We start from the raw sequence: 16,380 nt of genomic DNA, 5'->3' as shown, positions 1-16,380 counted from the left end.
CCCCGGCGCAGCGATGCGCCGGGGTTTTGCGTTGCGTGGGCGCTTTGTTCAGATTCGAGGTTTCATATTTTTCAAAGCCCTCAGGATTCCGTTGCGATTGCTCAAGAAGAAGGAGAGCCCAACCGCGATCAAAGACACAAACAGCGCCGAGAAGATCACGTCAGATAGGAAATGACCGCCAAACACCACACGCAGTAAGGCGCCTGCGACGGCTAGGCTTAGCGCCGAGCCAAATAGGGTGCGGCGGAGTGCCGACGACCTGACAAATCGGGTCAGCACATAGGCGGCGATGGCAAAGGCGGTCGCGCCAGCGGCCTCGCCGGAAACAAAGGAGCAGTTGGCGACACATTGCGCCGCAATTTCAAAAGGCGGCGTGAACAGCAGGTCTCCGCCAAATTCCGTGGTCGCGACAGGCCGCGCGCGTCCCCAATGCGCCTTCAGGATGGAGTGCACCAACAGGCCCGGTCCAAAGAGATAAACCCCAACCAGGAAAAGCCAAACGCTCCCGGGGATGGTGAGCAGTTTGATATGTTTGAGCGCCAGCAAAGCACCAATCAGCGCCAGAACAGCCATCGCCGTATAGGCATGATAGCCGATGGCCCGCAGTTGTTTCAGGCTGTCGGCCTGCGCTAGATAAAACCCCTCTTCCGTGCTCCAAAACAGAGACGACACCCAGAGGTCAAGCGAGGGCAGAGAGGCAAACAGCGCCTGAAATGCGGCTGTCATCACAAGCAGCCAAAGCAAGGCCCGAAGGCGGGTTTGCCGCGTTTTGAGCTGCCATCTGCGCCGGGCGCTGTCGGAAAAACGGTCGCTTTGAGCGAGCTGTGTCGATGTCATCAAGTCCATCCTGTTCTGGCTCTTAGCGGACATGTGGCGCGCAAGAGCTATAGCCGTGCGTTGGTCCTGCCGCCGCTGCACCCGAGGTCTTGGGCGCAAAGCAATTCGCGGTGCGGGAGCGCAGCGAGGCAGTGGACTGAGGACTGGCGCAAAGGCGGCTTACCGATCCAGCGCAGATGCTTGAGTGGGCGGCGATCTGCGTGTGTGGTCACGCGGATTTCGCGAACGGTCGTTTCTGGACCGGTCGCGAAGCGGGTGGTAACGAGGGAGCATGATTTCGCAGAAGATTGCCCTCACCCCTCAAACACTAAAAACCACATTTGCTGCTTCGGTGGCTGGTGCAGTGGTGGTGTTGGTTCTGCAGCCGGAACACACCTCAAGCCTACCGATTCTGGTGGCTTATAGGCTTTGGGCGACACATCTGTTTTTTGGATTTTTGCTGTTTCTGTCCGGTGTGGCCTTGCTCCAACGGCTGGGCTGGCGCAATCCCTGGCCCACCATCGTGTCGGCCTTGATGTTGCCGATTCTGTTTGGCTGCGTCTCTCTGGCGCTGGACTATGGTTTTGGCAATCCGGAAGAGGGCGAACCAACTGCTACGACGTTTCTGGGTTTGCTGCTCGAAGAGATTGTCGCCGTCACGCCGGCCAGCTTTGTCATTGCCGGTGCTTTGATCTACCTGCTGCGCCGCGAAGCGCCGCCCGTTGAGCCCGCCGAGCCCGACGAGCCCACGCCCGTGTCGTTAAGAGGCCTGATCGCGTCCGTGCCGCTTGATCTTGGAAACGACATCATCCGCATGCATGCACAAGACCACTACGTCGAGGTGGTCACTACTCAGGGCCGTAGTCTGTTGTCCGAGCAGTTTGGCGAGTGCGTCGAGAAGCTCGCGGACCTTGACGGCATACACTGCCATCGCTCCCATTGGGTGCGTTTGGCCCATGTCGTGGACATCAAGAAAAAGGGCAGCGCCTATGCTTGCCTCTTGAGCAATGGGGACGAGGTCCCGATCAGTCGGCGCAAATACAGCGAATTCAAGTCCCGCCTCCACGACACAGCCACCAGGACCTGACGGTTTTTCAGGCGGATTGGGTTGTTTTTTGCGAAAGCGATGGGCGCGAAACAGCGGACACAACCCGAGTATGGAGCCGGTCTGACTTGACTGTCCGGAGGTTGGTTTGGTGGAGCCTAGGAGGATCGAACTCCTGACCTCTACAATGCCATTGTAGCGCTCTCCCAGCTGAGCTAAGGCCCCAAACCTGGTAGGCATCTCTGCCTGTGCGCGCCTAATTAGGCGCATCCCGGGGCGGGTTCAAGCGAAAAATTCCGCCCCAGGGAAACTTTTTTGACGATTAGTTTTCTTCGTCGTCAGAGGCCACGTCCGCGATTTCATCCAGCGAAACGTTGTCGTCCTCATCATCGTCATCCAGGACATCATCTTCGAGGTCCAGATCAACGGTGTCATCATCATCCAACACGTCATCCGCGTTGTCTGCATCAGACGCTTTGGCTTTCAGTGTTGCCGCATCCGCTTCGTCTGCCGCAATCATCCGGCTCTTGCCGGCGTCTACTTCCACGACATCGCCCGTGTAAGGGCTGATGACTGGGTTTTTGTTCAGGTCATAGAATCGTTTGCCGGTGGTTGGGCAAACGCGCTTGACGCCCCATTCTTCCTTGGGCATGGGTTGTCCCCTTCAATCGGTTGAGTCTCTCTCGACGATTTGGGGGAGGTGCCATAACAATGGCCCCGTGTCAAAGGGTAACATCGCATTGTCGATATAGGAGCGCGCATGGCGCAACATATCATCCCCGGAACGCCTCCTGTAGCGGTGGCTTTGCGCCGATCCAGCCGCGCGCGGCGCATCAGCCTGCGGGTGTCGCGGCTTGATGGGAAGGTGACACTGACGATTCCCTCCAGCGTTTCAGAGCGCGAGGCCATGGCCTTTGCTTTTGAGAAACAGGACTGGCTGCGCAAGCAGGTCGCACAACAGCCCGAAACTGTGGCGGTCGCACATGGCGCATCGGTGCCAGTCGCCGGGCGTCCACGATTGATAGTTGCCGGTGAGGGCCGATCCGTGCGCCTGGGAAGCGATGAGCTTTCCGTGCCCGGCAAGCCCGAGCAGGTCGCGCGCAAGGTGCAGGGCTTTTTGAAGGAACTCGCGCGCCACCGACTCGCCGAAGCGGTGGATCATTACGGCGCGCGCTTGGGGCGTCAGCCGACCAAACTCACTCTGCGTGACACCCGTTCCCGTTGGGGGTCTTGCTCCTCCACTGGGGCGCTGATGTTCTCTTGGCGTCTGGTGATGGCCGCGCCAGATGTGTTGGATTACGTGGCGGCCCATGAGGTGGCGCATCTCAAGGAGATGAACCACTCCCAAGCCTTCTGGAACGAAGTCTCCATCATTCACGGCCCTTACGAGGCCCCACGCCGCTGGCTGCGCGACCACGGACAGGAATTGCACCGCTACCAATTTGCCGCGTAACCCCGCCGCATTGACCTTTCTGACGTTTGTGATCACAAAGACGGCATGATCCCATCCAGCCGTCAACCGCAAGACCAATCCGCCGCCGCTCATGACCGCGTCTACCGCGCGCTGCGCACCAGTATCATGTATGGTGAACTTGCACCCGGCGAGGCGCTCACCCTGCGCGGCATCGGCAAACAGTTCGAGGTTTCCATGACCCCGGCCCGCGAGGCCGTGCGCCGCCTGGTGGCCGAAGGCGCGCTGACGTTGTCCAACTCCGGACGGGTCGCCACGCCGGAACTCAGCAGCGAACGGCTCGAAGAACTTGCCGCCCTGCGGGCCCTGATCGAAGTCGAGCTTGCCAGCCGCGCCTTGCCGCGGGCCCATATGGCCCTGATTGACCGTCTTGTCGCGATCAACGGCACCGTGGCTGATGCCGTCAGCCGCCGCGACTCCGTGGGCTATATTCGCGCCAATCTCGAATTCCACCGCACGCTCTACTTGCGCGCCCAGGCCCCGGCGATGCTGGCCATGGCCGAAACCGTCTGGCTGCAATTGGGCCCCACCATGCGCGCGCTCTATGGCCGTTTGCGCCAAACAGAGCCGCCGCATTACCACCGCTTGATCATTGCGGCGCTCAAAGCCGGTGACGAACCCGGCCTGCGCCTCGCGGTGCGCTCTGACGTGACCCAAGGCCTGCGCCTGCTGGCGCGCTAACCCCACTTACCCTTGAGTGGGCCAAACCTGGTGCTCATCATCAATCACAAAGGCATGCGCATGTGTGCCATGGCCATGCGCCTTTAGATGAGGGTGATCTGCCGGCAAGTCTGGGTGGTCATGCGCCACTTCTTTTGGTGACGGCGTCCAGAGGGCATACCCAAGCACCGCGCTGGCAAGCCCCACCGCTCCAAGAACAAGTAGGGACACCGCCTGCGATCCTGCCGTGGCGCTCCAGCCAGCCAAAGGATAGGCCAACAGCCAGCATGCATGGCTCAGCGCAAACTGTGCGGTAAACACGGCGGTTCTGTCCTCCTCATTGGCAGAGCGCCGCAGCAGTCGCCCGGACGGGGTGAGAATTGCCGAATACAACATGCCGGTCAGCAGCCAAACGCCAAGGAGCAGTGGCCAGCTCAATGTGCCCATGGTCTGCATCACCAGTCCGTGGCCAACCGTCAAACCGGCCAACAAAACCGCACTGTTGCCTATGAGCATTCGGTCTGACAGCTGAGATAGCAATCTTGGCAAAACCAAAGCGGTGATCATGCTGCCTGTGCCAAAGGCCCCCATGGCAATGGCCAATCCGGTTTCGCCCATGCCGTAGCCATCCCGCACCAACACCACCGTGTTGACCAGCACATAGGCCACACAGGCTGAGGCGGTCATGTTAAACGCCAACAGGCCACGCAGACGTGGCGTGGCCAGATAGATCCAGCTGCCACGGGTAAGGCGCTCCCGGAACGGGCGCTCTTTGGACATTGGACGTTTGGGCAAACGCGTAGACAGAATCAACAGAGTGGAAATCAAAAAGCCTGCCGCCGTGCCAACAAACAGTCCGTGATAACTCATCACCAAAAGTAGGATGCCAGCCAAGGCAGGGGAGAGCAGGTTTTCGAGGTCATAGGCCAGACGGGACAAGGACAGCGCGCGGGTGTAATCTTCCTCGTCTTTTAGGATATCGGGGATGACGGCCTGAAACGTCGGCGTAAACACGGCCGAGGCGCTTTGAATCACAAAGATCAGCACATAAATCTGCGCCACTGTCTCCACAAAGGGCAAACATAGCGCCACGCCAAAACGAACCAAGTCCGCCCCAATCAGCACCGCACGGCGGGGGAATTTACTGACCGCAGCCGCAAGTACGGGTGCCAAGCCCACATAGGCCACCATCTTGATTGCATAGGCCGTGCCCAGCACAGCCCCTGCCGCAGGACCGGCCAATTCAAACGCCAAAAGTCCAAGTGCGATGGTCAGCAGCCCTGTTCCGGCCAATGCCACAATTTGGGCGGCAAACAACTTGGCAAAGGCGGGATGTGAAAGAATCTTTAGCATGCCTTCACACTATCCCCGATCCCTCAGATCGCAAGAGACCCAGTCGCCGCGTCAGCGCGACAAAAGTGCCTGTTCCCCTATGCCTAGCCTCTGTTAGACAGAAGGCACATCACAGGGAGACCACCATGACACAGACCATGACTGCCGTTGAAATTTCAAAACCCGGTGCTGCGGATGTGCTCAAAACGGTGCAACGCCCGATCCCGACCCCCGGTCCCGGCGAGGTTCTGATCAAGGTGGCCTACTCCGGTGTGAACCGCCCGGACGTGCTGCAACGGGCCGGTCTCTATAATCCGCCGCCAAACGCGTCCGATCTGCCCGGTCTCGAAGCTTCTGGCTCCATTGCCGCTGTCGGAGCGGGGGTAAGTGAGTGGGCCGAAGGCGACGAAGTCTGCGCTCTGCTGCCCGGCGGCGGCTACGCCGAATATGTGCTGACACCGGCTGCGCATTGCCTGCCCGTGCCCAAAGGCATGGGATTGAAAGAGGCGGCCTGTCTGCCAGAGACCTTCTTCACCGTCTATTCCAACGTCTTCCAGCGTGGCGGTCTCAAAGCGGGTGAACGCTTTTTGGTGCACGGTGGCTCTTCTGGCATTGGCACAACCGCCATCCAGCTCGCCAATGCCTTTGGCGCGCGCGTCTTCACCACCGCAGGCTCTGACGAGAAATGCGAAGCCTGCCTAAAGCTTGGCGCAGAAAAGGCCATCAACTACCGCTCGGAGGACTTTGTCGATGTGCTGCGGGCTGAAGGCGGGGCCAACCTGATCCTCGATATGGTCGGCGGCGATTACCTGCCACGCAATGTGAAGGCCCTCGCCGATGACGGACGTCTGGTACAGATCGCCTTCCTGCAAGGCCCGCAAATCCAGCTCAACTTTGCCCATGTCATGATGCGCCGTCTGACCATCACCGGCTCCACTTTGCGCCCGCAAAGTGACCTTGCCAAAGCCAAAATCGCCGAAGCTCTTTTGGCGGATGTCTGGCCACTTCTGGAAAGCGGTCGTGTTGCCCCTGTGATGGACAGCGAATTTGCCCTCGCGGATGCCGTGGCGGCGCACCAACGCATGGAAAGCAGCGGCCACATCGGCAAAATCGTGATGAAAGTTGGGTAGTTAGCGAAGTCTGAATTGGCAAAGCAACCAATGGTTGACTTGAGAGGGAATCTCGGCGACCATTGGTTTACTCATTTAATTCATGCTGATTGCCACCACTCACCTAGCTTACAATCAGCATGCCATGCCCCGCTCACGGGACGCTTCGCGCTTTTGCTGTGATCTGCGCAGCCAAAAGACCACAAAAAAGGCCGGAGTGTTGCCACTCCAGCCCTTCCCATTTACTCGCGATCAGGCCGATCCTCAGATCGCCGCCTTCTTGCTCTCGTCCAGATAGATCTCACGCAGACGGGTCGCAATTGGCCCTGGTGTGCCATCTCCCAGCGCCACGCCGTCGATCTCCACGACCGGCATCACAAAGGCACTCGCCGAAGTGGTAAACGCCTCATCCGCGCACTGCGCTTCCTCAACGGTGAACAGACGCTCTTCGATTTTCAGCTGCGCTTCAGCCGCCATCCGCAAAACCGCCTTACGGGTGATGCCATGCAGGATGTCGTTGCTCAGCGGACGGGTGACAATCACACCATCCTTCACAAAATACGCGTTGTTGGAGGTTCCCTCAGTCACATAGCCGTCTTCCACCAGCCAAGCGTCATCCGCACCCGCCTTTTTGGCCATCATCTTACCCATCGACGGATACAAGAGCTGCACGGTTTTGATGTCGCGACGGCCCCAGCGGATGTCCTCAATCGAGATGATCTTCGCGCCCTTCTTGGCCGCGGGGCTGTCCGCCAGGCCCGGTTTGTTCTGGGTAAACAGCACGATGGACGGGGGCGTGTCTTCAGACGGGAAGACAAAATCGCGGTCACCATCGCTGCCACGGCTGACCTGCAGATACACCAGACCTTCCACAATGCCGTTGTCCTCGACCAGCTTGCGGTGGATCGCCAGCAACTCGTCTTTGCTGCAAGGCTCTGCCATCTCCAACTCATCCAGCGAGCGCTTCAGACGTACAGCGTGGCCTTCAAAGTCGATCAGCTTGCCGTCCAGCACGGAGGTCACCTCATAGACCGCGTCCGCCATCAGGAAGCCCCGGTCGAAAATCGAAATCTTGGCGTCTTCTTCCGGCAGGTATTCGCCATTGACGTAAACAGTGCGGCTCATCGTGTGTCTCTCCTAGCAATCTGCTGCTTTGTCGGGTGCGCTGCACCACAGGTCAAGCGTGTTTCGAAATCTCAGGTCTCAAACCATCCGGTTTTCAACGGATGCGCCCAGTCTGAGCGGTTGTGCGCCTGCGCAAGCGTCACCATCCGGTTGGCGTCATAGGCCACCCGGTGCAGGGAGATGTTCCACCCATGGGGTCCGCGCTCCAACACCGCAAACTGCGCCGCTGGGTCACCACTTTGCACCACATGTGGCACCGGCGTGACGTCGTCATAGGCGGGCAGGCCAACGCTGCCGGGATTGAGCACCACTGCACCAGTCGCCAGTTGCACAATGCGCGGCAAATGCGTGTGACCACATAACAGTACCTGTGCCTCAACAGGCGCAGGGGTTGCCAATGCCGCCACCGCACACGCGCTGCGATCCACCAAATCCCCGTGCGACGTCACATCATGCAGCCAATAGGTCTCGTCACTGTCCGGCGTGCCATGGCAAAGGAAGACATCCTCCACCAAGGCTGTTGGCGGCAGCGCTGCAAGCCATTCCTTGTGGGCGTTCGTCAACTGTGCTGCCGCCACCGCATCCGACGGGCCCAGCGTCTCCGGGGGAGCCAAAAGATAGCGGTCATGGTTGCCGCGCACAGAAATCATATCATCCCACGCCATAAGCACATCCAGCGTTTCCGCTGCCGCCAAAGGCCCACTGGCGTGATCGCCAAGGTTCAGGATGCGGGAGCAACCCAGCCGGTCAATCTCGGCCAGCACCGCTCGCAATGCGTCCACGTTGCCATGGACGTCGGAAATCACCGCCCACCGGTCCGTCATGGCTTAGCCCCAAAGCGCCGCGCTGGGCGGATGCACGCCGTCTGCGTCAAAGGTTAGCGGCGTGTCGCGATCTTCGGCCAACAACAGCGGCCCGTCCAGATCGGTCACCATGGCGCCCTGAGCCACCAGTGTTGCCGGGGCCATCGCCAGCGAACTGCCGACCATGCAGCCGACCATCACCTTGTAGCCTTCCGCCAAGGCCGCTTCACGCAAGCGCAGCGCCTCGGTTAGACCGCCGGTTTTGTCGAGTTTGATGTTCACCACATCATATTTGCCCTTGAGCTTGGACAGGGTTGAGCAGTCATGCGCGCTCTCATCGGCACAGACAGGCACCGGGCGCTCCATGCCCAACAGGGCGTCATCGTCCCCAGCGGGTAGCGGTTGCTCCACAAGCGCCACACCCAGCCGCACCAGATGCGGCGCCAGATCGGCATAGACCTCGGCAGACCAGCCTTCATTGGCATCCACAATGATGGTGGATTTTGGCGCACCGGCGCGCACCGCTTCCAGACGCGCCATGTCATCCGGCGTGCCCAGTTTGATTTTCAACAAAGGCCGATGGGCATTCTTGGCCGCTTGGGCCTGCATCTCTGCCGGTTCTGCCAAAGATAGCGTGTAGGCGGTGATCTCCGGTCCCGGCTTCGGCAAGCCAGCCAACTCCCAAGCGCGCTTTCCGGCCTTCTTGCACTCCAGATCCCAGAGCGCACAGTCCAGCGCATTGCGGGCCGCGCCCGCAGGCAAAGTATACAGCCCTTCACGGGTCACCGGGCCTTTTACGCTTTCGATCAGCTGCGTGACATTCTCCAATGTCTCGCCATAGCGCGCATAGGGCACACATTCACCCCAACCTAAAAATCCGTCTTCCTCGACCTTCACGGTCAGAACTTTGGCTTCAGTGCGTGAGCCACGGGAAATGGTGAACACCTGCGCCAGTTTGAACACATCAGGGGTGACGGAAATTTGCATGGACAGCCTTTCAGGTCGCGCTTTTGCCATTTGACAGGCGTTCAGACGCGCCTGCCCATTTTCTTCTTGCCGGAAATATCCCGGGGGGCCGGGGGCCGCGCCCCCGGCTCGTTGTCGCAACGTTAAAGCGCTGAGAGTGCATCCACCAGCTTGCCCGCGCCAAAACGGAACGGGTCTGTGGCGGGCAGGCCCATATCGGCTTCAACCCGCGCCAGATAGGCTTTTGCCTCATCTTCCGCCATGTGCTGGGTGTTCACCGACACGCCCACAACCTGACAGGCCGGGTTGGCCACTTTGGCCAGCGGCAGCGCCAGATCGCGCAGCTCTTGCAGGCTGGGCTGCTGATACTCCGGCAGGCCACGCATGTGGTCGCGGGTTGGTTCGTGCGCCAGGATCAGTGCGTCCGGCTGGCCGCCGTGGATCAACGCCATGGTCACACCGGAGTAAGACACGTGGAACAGGCTGCCCTGACCTTCGATGTGGTCCCAGTGGTCCTCGTCATTGTCCGGCGTCAGCCACTCCACGGAGCCTGCCATAAAGTCGGCAATCACCGCGTCCAGCGGTACGCCGTCGCCGGTCACCAGAATGCCGGTCTGACCGGTGGCGCGGAAGGTGGATTTCATGCCCCGCTTGCGCATTTCCGCATCCATGCAGAGGGCGGTGTACATCTTGCCAACGGAACAATCAGTGCCCACAGCCAGCACGCGTTTGCCGCTGCGCTTCTTACCGTTGGCGATTGGATACTCGACTTCTGGAACCCGTACATCGTGCAGCTTCTGGCCGGTCGCCTCAGCCACCGCCACCAGATCCGGCTCGTCGCGCAGCAGGTTGTGCAGGCCGGAGGCCAGATCAAAACCCTCTTCCAGCGCCATCACTAGCACTTTTTTCCATTCGGGGGAAATCACGCCGCCACGATTGGCCACGCCAATCACCAGCGTTTTAGCACCCGCTTCGCGGGCTTCCACCAGACTCATGTCGGTCAGCCCCATATCGGCTTTGCAGCCTTCCATGCGGAATTGCCCTACGGCATTCTCTGGACGCCAGTCTTTGATGCCCTGCGCCACTTTGGCGGCCAGTTGGTCCGGTGCATCACCCAAGAACAGAAGGTATGGAGTTTCGATCATCGCGCGTCCTTTTCGTATCATCCCCAGTTAACGGACAAAGTTTATGCGCTGGGCGCCGGGTCAGGTTCTCAAATATTGCGTCTGTACATCATAGCATTGCAAATTTCTTCGAAAGGGACTTGGATTAACGAAAGAAATTTGCTGCATCCGCGAAAAATTCGCACCTCCGTGATACAGCTGCGATACCGACACAATACCGACGTGCCAAACCACGCATTTGCGCCGCAACGCAGCGAAATTAATGCCGCGTACGCACAATTCACTTGCGGTTAATCACGCAACTTCCTAACAATCGGCGTCAGAAAAACGTAATATCCTTACTTAGAGAGTGACGTCATGAGCTTCCGACTTCAGCCTGCCGCCCCCGCCCGTCCCAACCGCTGCCAGCTGTTTGGCCCAGCGTCCAACACCAAGCTGTTTGCCAAAATGGCGGCGTCTGCGGCGGATGTGATCAACATCGATCTGGAAGATTCTGTGGCGCCATCGGACAAAGACATGGCGCGTGCGAATGCAATTGAGGCAATCAATTCAATTGATTGGGGCAAAAAGACCCTGTCGGTGCGCATCAACGGTCTGGACACGCCATACTGGTACCGCGACGTTGTTGATCTGTTGGAGCAGGCCGGTGAGCGTCTTGATCAGATCATGATCCCCAAGGTCGGTTGCGCCGAAGACATCTACGCCGTGGATGCATTGGTGACCGCGATTGAAGCCGCCAAAGGCCGCAAAAAGCGCATCGCGTTCGAAGTCATCATCGAATCGGCCGCCGGCATCGCCCACGTAGAAGCCATCGCCGCTGCTTCTCCAAGACTCGAAGCCATGTCCCTCGGCGCCGCCGACTTTGCCGCGTCCATGGGGATGCAGACCACAGGTATTGGTGGCACGCAGGAAAACTACTACATGTTGCATGAAGGCCAGAAACACTGGTCTGACCCATGGCACTGGGCGCAGGCCGCAATTGTGGCTGCCTGCCGCACCCACGGCGTGTTGCCGGTGGACGGTCCGTTTGGCGACTTCTCCGACGATGAAGGCTACATCGCGCAGGCCAAACGTTCTGCCACTTTGGGCATGGTTGGCAAATGGGCAATCCACCCAAAACAGATCGCGCTGGCCAACGAGGTGTTCACCCCATCTGACGAAGCGGTCAATGAAGCGCGTGAGATCCTTGCTGCGATGGAACAGGCCAAAGCCAACGGCGAAGGCGCCACTGTCTATAAAGGCCGCTTGGTCGATATTGCGTCCATCAAACAAGCCGAAGTGATCGTGGCACAAGCGGAATTGATCGCGGCAGGCTAACTGTAAGGCCCTGATAAGAATATAGAAGCGCCCGTGACTTATGAATTCGCGGGCGTTTTTATTTGGCAAAATCGCTTAGGCGCGCTCGTCTTTTGGCGAACCCATCACCACATAGCTGGTAATCGAATGTACCTGTTCGACCGTGCCCAGAACCTCGGTATGGAAGCGCTTATAAGACGGCAAATCTGCCGCCTCTACCCGAAGCAGATACTCCACCTGCCCAGTGATGTTGTGACACTCCCGCACCTCCGGGGCTAGCGCCATCGCCCGCTCAAACGCCAATTGTGAGTCCTTGGTGTGTTTGTTTAAGCCCACAGTGATGTAGGCCACAAACCCTGTCCCCAAGGCCGCCCTGTCCAGAACCGCGCGATAGCCAGTGATAATCCCGGTCTTCTCTAGCGCGGCAACGCGCCGCAAACAGGCAGAGGGGGACAGCCCCACTTTCTCTGCCAAAGCCAGGTTGCTCATACGCCCGTCCTTGGAGAGTTCACGCAATATGTGTTCGTCAATTTGATCAAGCGCCGTCATAAGTTGTGAATTTATCTGTCTTGCGCACAAAAACGCAACTCAAATGCGCGAGCTTTGCGTCACGCTTGGTCCATGACTTACGATATCCTGACCGCTCTTCTCCTGTTTGCCTTTGTGTCCTCGATCACTCCGGGACCAAACAATCTTATGCTCATGGCCTCTGGTGCCAACTTCGGCTTTGCACGCACGATCCCACATATGCTTGGCGTCGGCATTGGCTTTGTGGTCATGGTGGCTTTGGTCGGCGTAGGGTTGATGCAGGTGTTTGACAGTTATCCCATTGCGCACACAGTTTTGGCGGTCGCGTCAGTGACTTACCTGCTGTGGCTGGCTTGGAAAGTCGCCAATGCGGGGGCGCCCGAGGAGGGCGAAGGCACGGGTGGCACACCGATGACCTTCTTGCAGGCGGCGGCCTTCCAATGGGTCAACCCAAAGGCCTGGACTATGGCGCTCACCGCAGTCACGCTCTACGCTCCAGATCGCTCACTGACGGCGGTACTTCTGGTCGCTGCTGCCTTTGGTGCGGTGAACTTGCCCTGTGTCTCCAGCTGGACCGTCTTGGGGCAGCAAATGCGGCGGCTCCTGACCTCTCCCGCGCGTTTAACTGCCTTCAACTGGACCATGGCAGGCTTGCTTGTCCTGTCGCTCTATCCCGTTGTGGCGCCCATGGTTTCGGCAGGCTAACGCCGCGCTTTGATGTCTAATGTGGCGCGGCTTTGTGCGCTTCCCGTTGCAATTACCCAAAGTCACCGTCATATAGCCTTGTCAAGAAACCAGTGTGTGGAGTGCACAATGACCAACTATCTCGACTTCGAAAAACCGCTCGCAGAGATTGAGGGCAAAGCCGAAGAACTGCGGGCGCTTGCGCAGCAGAACGAAGAGATGGATGTCAAAGACGAAGCCGCCGCGCTGGACCGCAAAGCAGCGGAGTTGCTTGAAGAGCTTTACAAAGACTTGACCCCTTGGCGCAAATGCCAGGTCGCGCGCCACCCGGACCGTCCGCACTGCCGCGACTATATCAACGAGCTGTTCACCGATTATACCCCTCTGGCGGGGGACCGGAACTTTGCCGATGACCTCGCCGTCATGGGCGGCCTTGCGCGTTTCAACGATCAGCCGGTTGTGGTGATTGGTCAGGAAAAAGGCCATGACACCAAGTCGCGGATTTCCCACAACTTTGGCATGGCCCGTCCGGAAGGCTACCGCAAGGCAGTGCGCCTGATGGAAATGGCCAACAAATTTGGCCTGCCAGTTGTAACGCTGGTGGACACTGCTGGTGCTTACCCGGGTAAGGGTGCTGAGGAACGCGGCCAATCTGAGGCCATCGCGCGTTCAACAGAGATGTGTCTGCAAATTGGCGTGCCGTTGATTTCCGTGATCATCGGTGAAGGTGGCTCCGGTGGCGCCGTGGCCTTTGCCACCGCCAACCGCGTCGCGATGTTGGAGCACTCGGTGTACTCCGTGATCAGCCCTGAAGGCTGTGCGTCGATCCTGTGGAAAGACAGCACCAAGATGCGCGAAGCGGCTGAAGCGTTGCGAGTGACTGCGCAGGATCTGGAGCAGCTGGGCGTTGCCGACCGTGTGATCGCAGAACCCATGGGTGGCGCGCATCGTGATCGTCAGGCCACCATGAAGAGTGTGGCTTCGGCGATTGAGACCATGCTGGGCGAGTTGAAAGACATGTCCAAAGAAGATCTTGTGGCCAACCGCCGCAAGAAGTTCCTCAACATCGGTTCCAAAGGTCTGGCTGCCTAGGGTCACGCGAGACCAAGAAATACTCGCTGGAATTCAGAGGGGGCTTTGGCCCCCTTTTCTTTTTTAAAGCACAGGTAGCTTAGCTGCCTTTCTGTCCCCAATGACCCGGCATGTTGCCCGGAATCGTGGGCGCGCGCAGCTTGGAGAGCGCGCCAAGCGGTCCGGACATCATTTTGCCAACCGGGCTGTTGTTGAACTGCGCTTTGGTTTTTTCAAACTGCATCACATTCTCGATGCGCCGATCCAAAAACGCCCAGGTGGCGGTATGGCCGTCGCTGTCATCGCCAAGCCAATAAAGCACCGTTGCGGAGTAAACCGCGGACAAGGTTGCGCGCTTAGAGTACCAATTGAAGTCTTGTGACGTGTCGCCAATTGCCGTCCAAATCGCATCGGCTGTGCCCCAGATCAGCTGCGCGCCGGTCGCCGCATATTGGGGCAGGGCAAACAACGTGCTACCCCGACGCACAATTTCCCGATCCGGGCAGAGTTCTAATCGCGTGCGGACGGCAAAGGTGATCTTTTCCCGAATTTTCATCTCGGCAAGCGTCGCATCCGTCAGGGCCGCCACCATCTGAGAATCACCGCGTTTGTGGTAAGCGACAGCCAAGTCCACGGCGCCCCGCGGGCAAAGCGCTTTGGCCACGGCCGGGTCGACGCCGCTGTCGGCGATGGCGGCCTGAAAGCTTGCATCAGACCAGCCATCAAACGGCACATGCATCTCTGCGGCCTCAAGAAGTTGGCTTTTGATATCGGTGTGGGCGGTGTCTGACATGGAAGCTCTCCGGCGCTGTGAAACAAGCTCTGTTGCACTGACTACGATACTAGACAAACTTTGGACCCTTTGCTATACGGCGGCCTCCTGCAATTTCATTGCAACTCAAACTTAGAAAGGTGGTGAAAACCACATGCAGGTTAGTGTTCGTGACAACAATGTCGATCAGGCGCTTCGTGCCCTGAAGAAAAAGCTGCAGCGTGAAGGCGTCTTCCGCGAAATGAAGCTCAAGCAACATTTCGAAAAGCCGTCCGAGAAAAAAGCGCGCGAGAAGGCTGAAGCGATCCGCCGTGCCCGTAAACTGGCACGTAAGAAAGCACAGCGTGAAGGTTTGCTCTAAGCACACCTTTCCAGCTTTGGACACAAGAATTGACGACCCCCGAGGCCTGGCTTCGGGGGTTTCTCTTTTGTTGTAGCGACGGAATTTGTGCTTACATGCGTTGAGGTCGCATAGACGGCACTCCAAAACGGGACGGGAAGTAAGATGAGGCGCACCTTTGGGTCGTTTGTGTTTGTGCTGGTGGCGGGTGCCATCATTGGCGCGCTCTATGGCCTCATGATGAATGAGATCCTCGACCGCAATTGGGGGTTAAAAGCGCCTATACGCGGGGCTGTGCGAGGCATGGTGGTGGCCTCTGTGGCCGTAGTGCTGGAGGTCTGGATCAGCAACAGCGCCATTGGCCGTTGGCAGCGCAGCCTGAAGTTCCGTCGGGGCGTGGCGCTGCGTGTCATTATCACCTGCCTTATCATCTACGTCGCGCTGGCAAGCTCTCACCTGGTTCTGATTGGCGACCGGGAAATCTACCTTCAGTGGTTTCAGAACGGCTTTGCACCAGATTTCCTGTTTGCGCTGGGCGCCGGTGTGGTCATTCAGGTGATGCTGCAGGCGCGTCGCCTGATTGGTGGCCGGACACTGACCTACTTCCTGTTGGGGCGCTATGCGCGCCCTACAGAGGAACGGCGGATCTTTGTGTTGGCTGACCTGAAAGACTCCACGGCCATCACCGAAAAACTCGGAGATCAGAAGGCGCTGGAGCTCATCACGGGTGTTTTTCTGGATATTGATGCGGCGATCAAACGCAACCGCGGTGTGATCCACAACTACGTTGGTGATGAGATCATCATGAGTTGGCGGGACCGTGGTCCAGACGGTAATATGCCGTTGCTGCAATGTATTGATGAAATTTTTCAGACCCTCTCCGTGCGACAAGCGCATTACCTCAAGAAATACGGCGTGGCACCAACATTGCGGCTCGGGATCGCGGGCGGCCCGGTGGCGGTTGGCGAATGTGGTTGGGAAAAGCGCCAGGTGGTCTACATCGGCGATACGATCAACAAAGCCAAACGCATGCAGGAAGCCTGCAAACGCCATGATCTGTCTGTGATTTTGGATGCGGAAACCGCGCGCGGGATCACCATGCCAATGGGGATCGGCATTGCGGCGGTCGAAGAGGCCACGCTACGCGGCCGTGCCGAGGCGACCAAGATGCTGACGTTGACGGGACCTGACGGAAACGCGCTGGAGGCGCTTCCGTCACTGCCTGTGCCTGCTTAAGG

The 16,380-nt window shown here is 58.7% G+C and carries 18 protein-coding genes and 1 tRNA gene; 9 read left to right on the top strand and 10 right to left on the bottom strand.

Features of this window, described 5'->3' with window-relative positions:
- Positions 1-48 precede the first annotated feature (48 nt).
- Positions 49-846, bottom strand: a complete 798-nt coding sequence (locus MK208_RS12950) for a phosphatase PAP2 family protein (protein ID WP_294117136.1) — start codon at positions 844-846, stop codon at positions 49-51.
- Positions 847-1,108: 262 nt separating this feature from the next.
- Between MK208_RS12950 and MK208_RS12945 the strand changes: the two genes are divergently transcribed.
- Positions 1,109-1,903: a LytTR family DNA-binding domain-containing protein gene (locus tag MK208_RS12945; RefSeq protein WP_294117134.1), complete on the top strand. Its 795-nt coding sequence runs from the start codon at positions 1,109-1,111 to the stop codon at positions 1,901-1,903.
- A 107-nt stretch (positions 1,904-2,010) separates the two neighbouring features.
- Here MK208_RS12945 and MK208_RS12940 read toward each other — a convergent pair.
- Positions 2,011-2,086: transfer RNA gene (locus MK208_RS12940), tRNA-Ala, on the bottom strand.
- 97 nt (positions 2,087-2,183) lie between these two features.
- Positions 2,184-2,513, bottom strand: coding sequence for a TIGR02300 family protein (locus MK208_RS12935; protein WP_294117132.1), 330 nt, complete (start codon positions 2,511-2,513; stop codon positions 2,184-2,186).
- Between the two features lie 108 nt (positions 2,514-2,621).
- Here MK208_RS12935 and MK208_RS12930 point away from each other — a divergent pair, with 108 nt between their 5' ends.
- The gene (locus MK208_RS12930; protein WP_294117131.1) at positions 2,622-3,314 is read left to right on the top strand and encodes a SprT family zinc-dependent metalloprotease; all 693 of its coding nucleotides are present in this window, start codon (positions 2,622-2,624) and stop codon (positions 3,312-3,314) included.
- A gap of 45 nt (positions 3,315-3,359) precedes the next feature.
- Positions 3,360-4,013, top strand: a complete 654-nt coding sequence (locus MK208_RS12925) for a GntR family transcriptional regulator (RefSeq protein ID WP_294117129.1) — start codon at positions 3,360-3,362, stop codon at positions 4,011-4,013.
- 6 nt (positions 4,014-4,019) lie between these two features.
- Here the strand turns inward: MK208_RS12925 and MK208_RS12920 are convergent, their stop codons facing one another.
- On the bottom strand, positions 4,020-5,345 hold the full coding sequence (locus MK208_RS12920) for an MFS transporter (RefSeq protein ID WP_294117127.1): 1,326 nt from the start codon (positions 5,343-5,345) through the stop codon (positions 4,020-4,022).
- A gap of 125 nt (positions 5,346-5,470) precedes the next feature.
- Here MK208_RS12920 and MK208_RS12915 point away from each other — a divergent pair, with 125 nt between their 5' ends.
- Complete coding sequence (locus MK208_RS12915) at positions 5,471-6,454, top strand: NAD(P)H-quinone oxidoreductase (protein ID WP_294117126.1); 984 nt, start codon at positions 5,471-5,473, stop codon at positions 6,452-6,454.
- Positions 6,455-6,697: 243 nt separating this feature from the next.
- Here MK208_RS12915 and MK208_RS12910 read toward each other — a convergent pair whose 3' ends face one another.
- The 4 genes from MK208_RS12910 to dgcN all read right to left on the bottom strand — a co-directional run bounded on the left by MK208_RS12910 (position 6,698) and on the right by dgcN (position 10,472).
- On the bottom strand, positions 6,698-7,558 hold the full coding sequence (locus tag MK208_RS12910; protein WP_294117124.1) for a D-amino-acid transaminase: 861 nt from the start codon (positions 7,556-7,558) through the stop codon (positions 6,698-6,700).
- 71 nt (positions 7,559-7,629) lie between these two features.
- Positions 7,630-8,382, bottom strand: coding sequence for a metallophosphoesterase family protein (locus tag MK208_RS12905; RefSeq protein WP_294117122.1), 753 nt, complete (start codon positions 8,380-8,382; stop codon positions 7,630-7,632).
- Positions 8,383-8,385: 3 nt separating this feature from the next.
- Complete coding sequence (dgcA, locus tag MK208_RS12900) at positions 8,386-9,348, bottom strand: N-acetyl-D-Glu racemase DgcA (RefSeq protein ID WP_294117120.1); 963 nt, start codon at positions 9,346-9,348, stop codon at positions 8,386-8,388.
- Positions 9,349-9,470: 122 nt separating this feature from the next.
- Entirely contained in the window at positions 9,471-10,472 is a 1,002-nt protein-coding gene (gene dgcN, locus MK208_RS12895) for an N-acetyltransferase DgcN (RefSeq protein WP_294117117.1), read from the bottom strand.
- 336 nt (positions 10,473-10,808) lie between these two features.
- On the opposite strand from dgcN, the gene MK208_RS12890 reads away from it, so the two are divergent.
- Complete coding sequence (locus MK208_RS12890) at positions 10,809-11,768, top strand: L-malyl-CoA/beta-methylmalyl-CoA lyase (protein WP_294117115.1); 960 nt, start codon at positions 10,809-10,811, stop codon at positions 11,766-11,768.
- Positions 11,769-11,843: 75 nt separating this feature from the next.
- Here MK208_RS12890 and MK208_RS12885 read toward each other — a convergent pair whose 3' ends face one another.
- Positions 11,844-12,296: an Lrp/AsnC family transcriptional regulator gene (locus tag MK208_RS12885; RefSeq protein ID WP_294117114.1), complete on the bottom strand. Its 453-nt coding sequence runs from the start codon at positions 12,294-12,296 to the stop codon at positions 11,844-11,846.
- A gap of 72 nt (positions 12,297-12,368) precedes the next feature.
- Between MK208_RS12885 and MK208_RS12880 the strand changes: the two genes are divergently transcribed.
- Complete coding sequence (locus MK208_RS12880) at positions 12,369-12,980, top strand: LysE family translocator (RefSeq protein WP_294117112.1); 612 nt, start codon at positions 12,369-12,371, stop codon at positions 12,978-12,980.
- Positions 12,981-13,088: 108 nt separating this feature from the next.
- Entirely contained in the window at positions 13,089-14,051 is a 963-nt protein-coding gene (locus MK208_RS12875; protein WP_294117111.1) for an acetyl-CoA carboxylase carboxyltransferase subunit alpha, read from the top strand.
- A gap of 79 nt (positions 14,052-14,130) precedes the next feature.
- Here MK208_RS12875 and MK208_RS12870 read toward each other — a convergent pair whose 3' ends face one another.
- Positions 14,131-14,823, bottom strand: a complete 693-nt coding sequence (locus MK208_RS12870) for a COQ9 family protein (protein ID WP_294117110.1) — start codon at positions 14,821-14,823, stop codon at positions 14,131-14,133.
- A 133-nt stretch (positions 14,824-14,956) separates the two neighbouring features.
- On the opposite strand from MK208_RS12870, the gene rpsU reads away from it, so the two are divergent.
- Positions 14,957-15,163: a 30S ribosomal protein S21 gene (gene rpsU, locus MK208_RS12865; protein ID WP_005614280.1), complete on the top strand. Its 207-nt coding sequence runs from the start codon at positions 14,957-14,959 to the stop codon at positions 15,161-15,163.
- 144 nt (positions 15,164-15,307) lie between these two features.
- Positions 15,308-16,378 carry an adenylate/guanylate cyclase domain-containing protein gene (locus tag MK208_RS12860; protein WP_294117109.1) on the top strand — a complete coding sequence of 357 codons (1,071 nt, stop codon included), beginning with the start codon at positions 15,308-15,310 and terminating at the stop codon, positions 16,376-16,378.
- Positions 16,379-16,380: the final 2 nt, after the last annotated feature.

The sequence above is a fragment of the Shimia sp. genome (assembly GCF_022448905.1).
Classification (GTDB): domain Bacteria; phylum Pseudomonadota; class Alphaproteobacteria; order Rhodobacterales; family Rhodobacteraceae; genus Shimia.
This window is presented reverse-complemented; position numbering and strand designations above follow the sequence as displayed.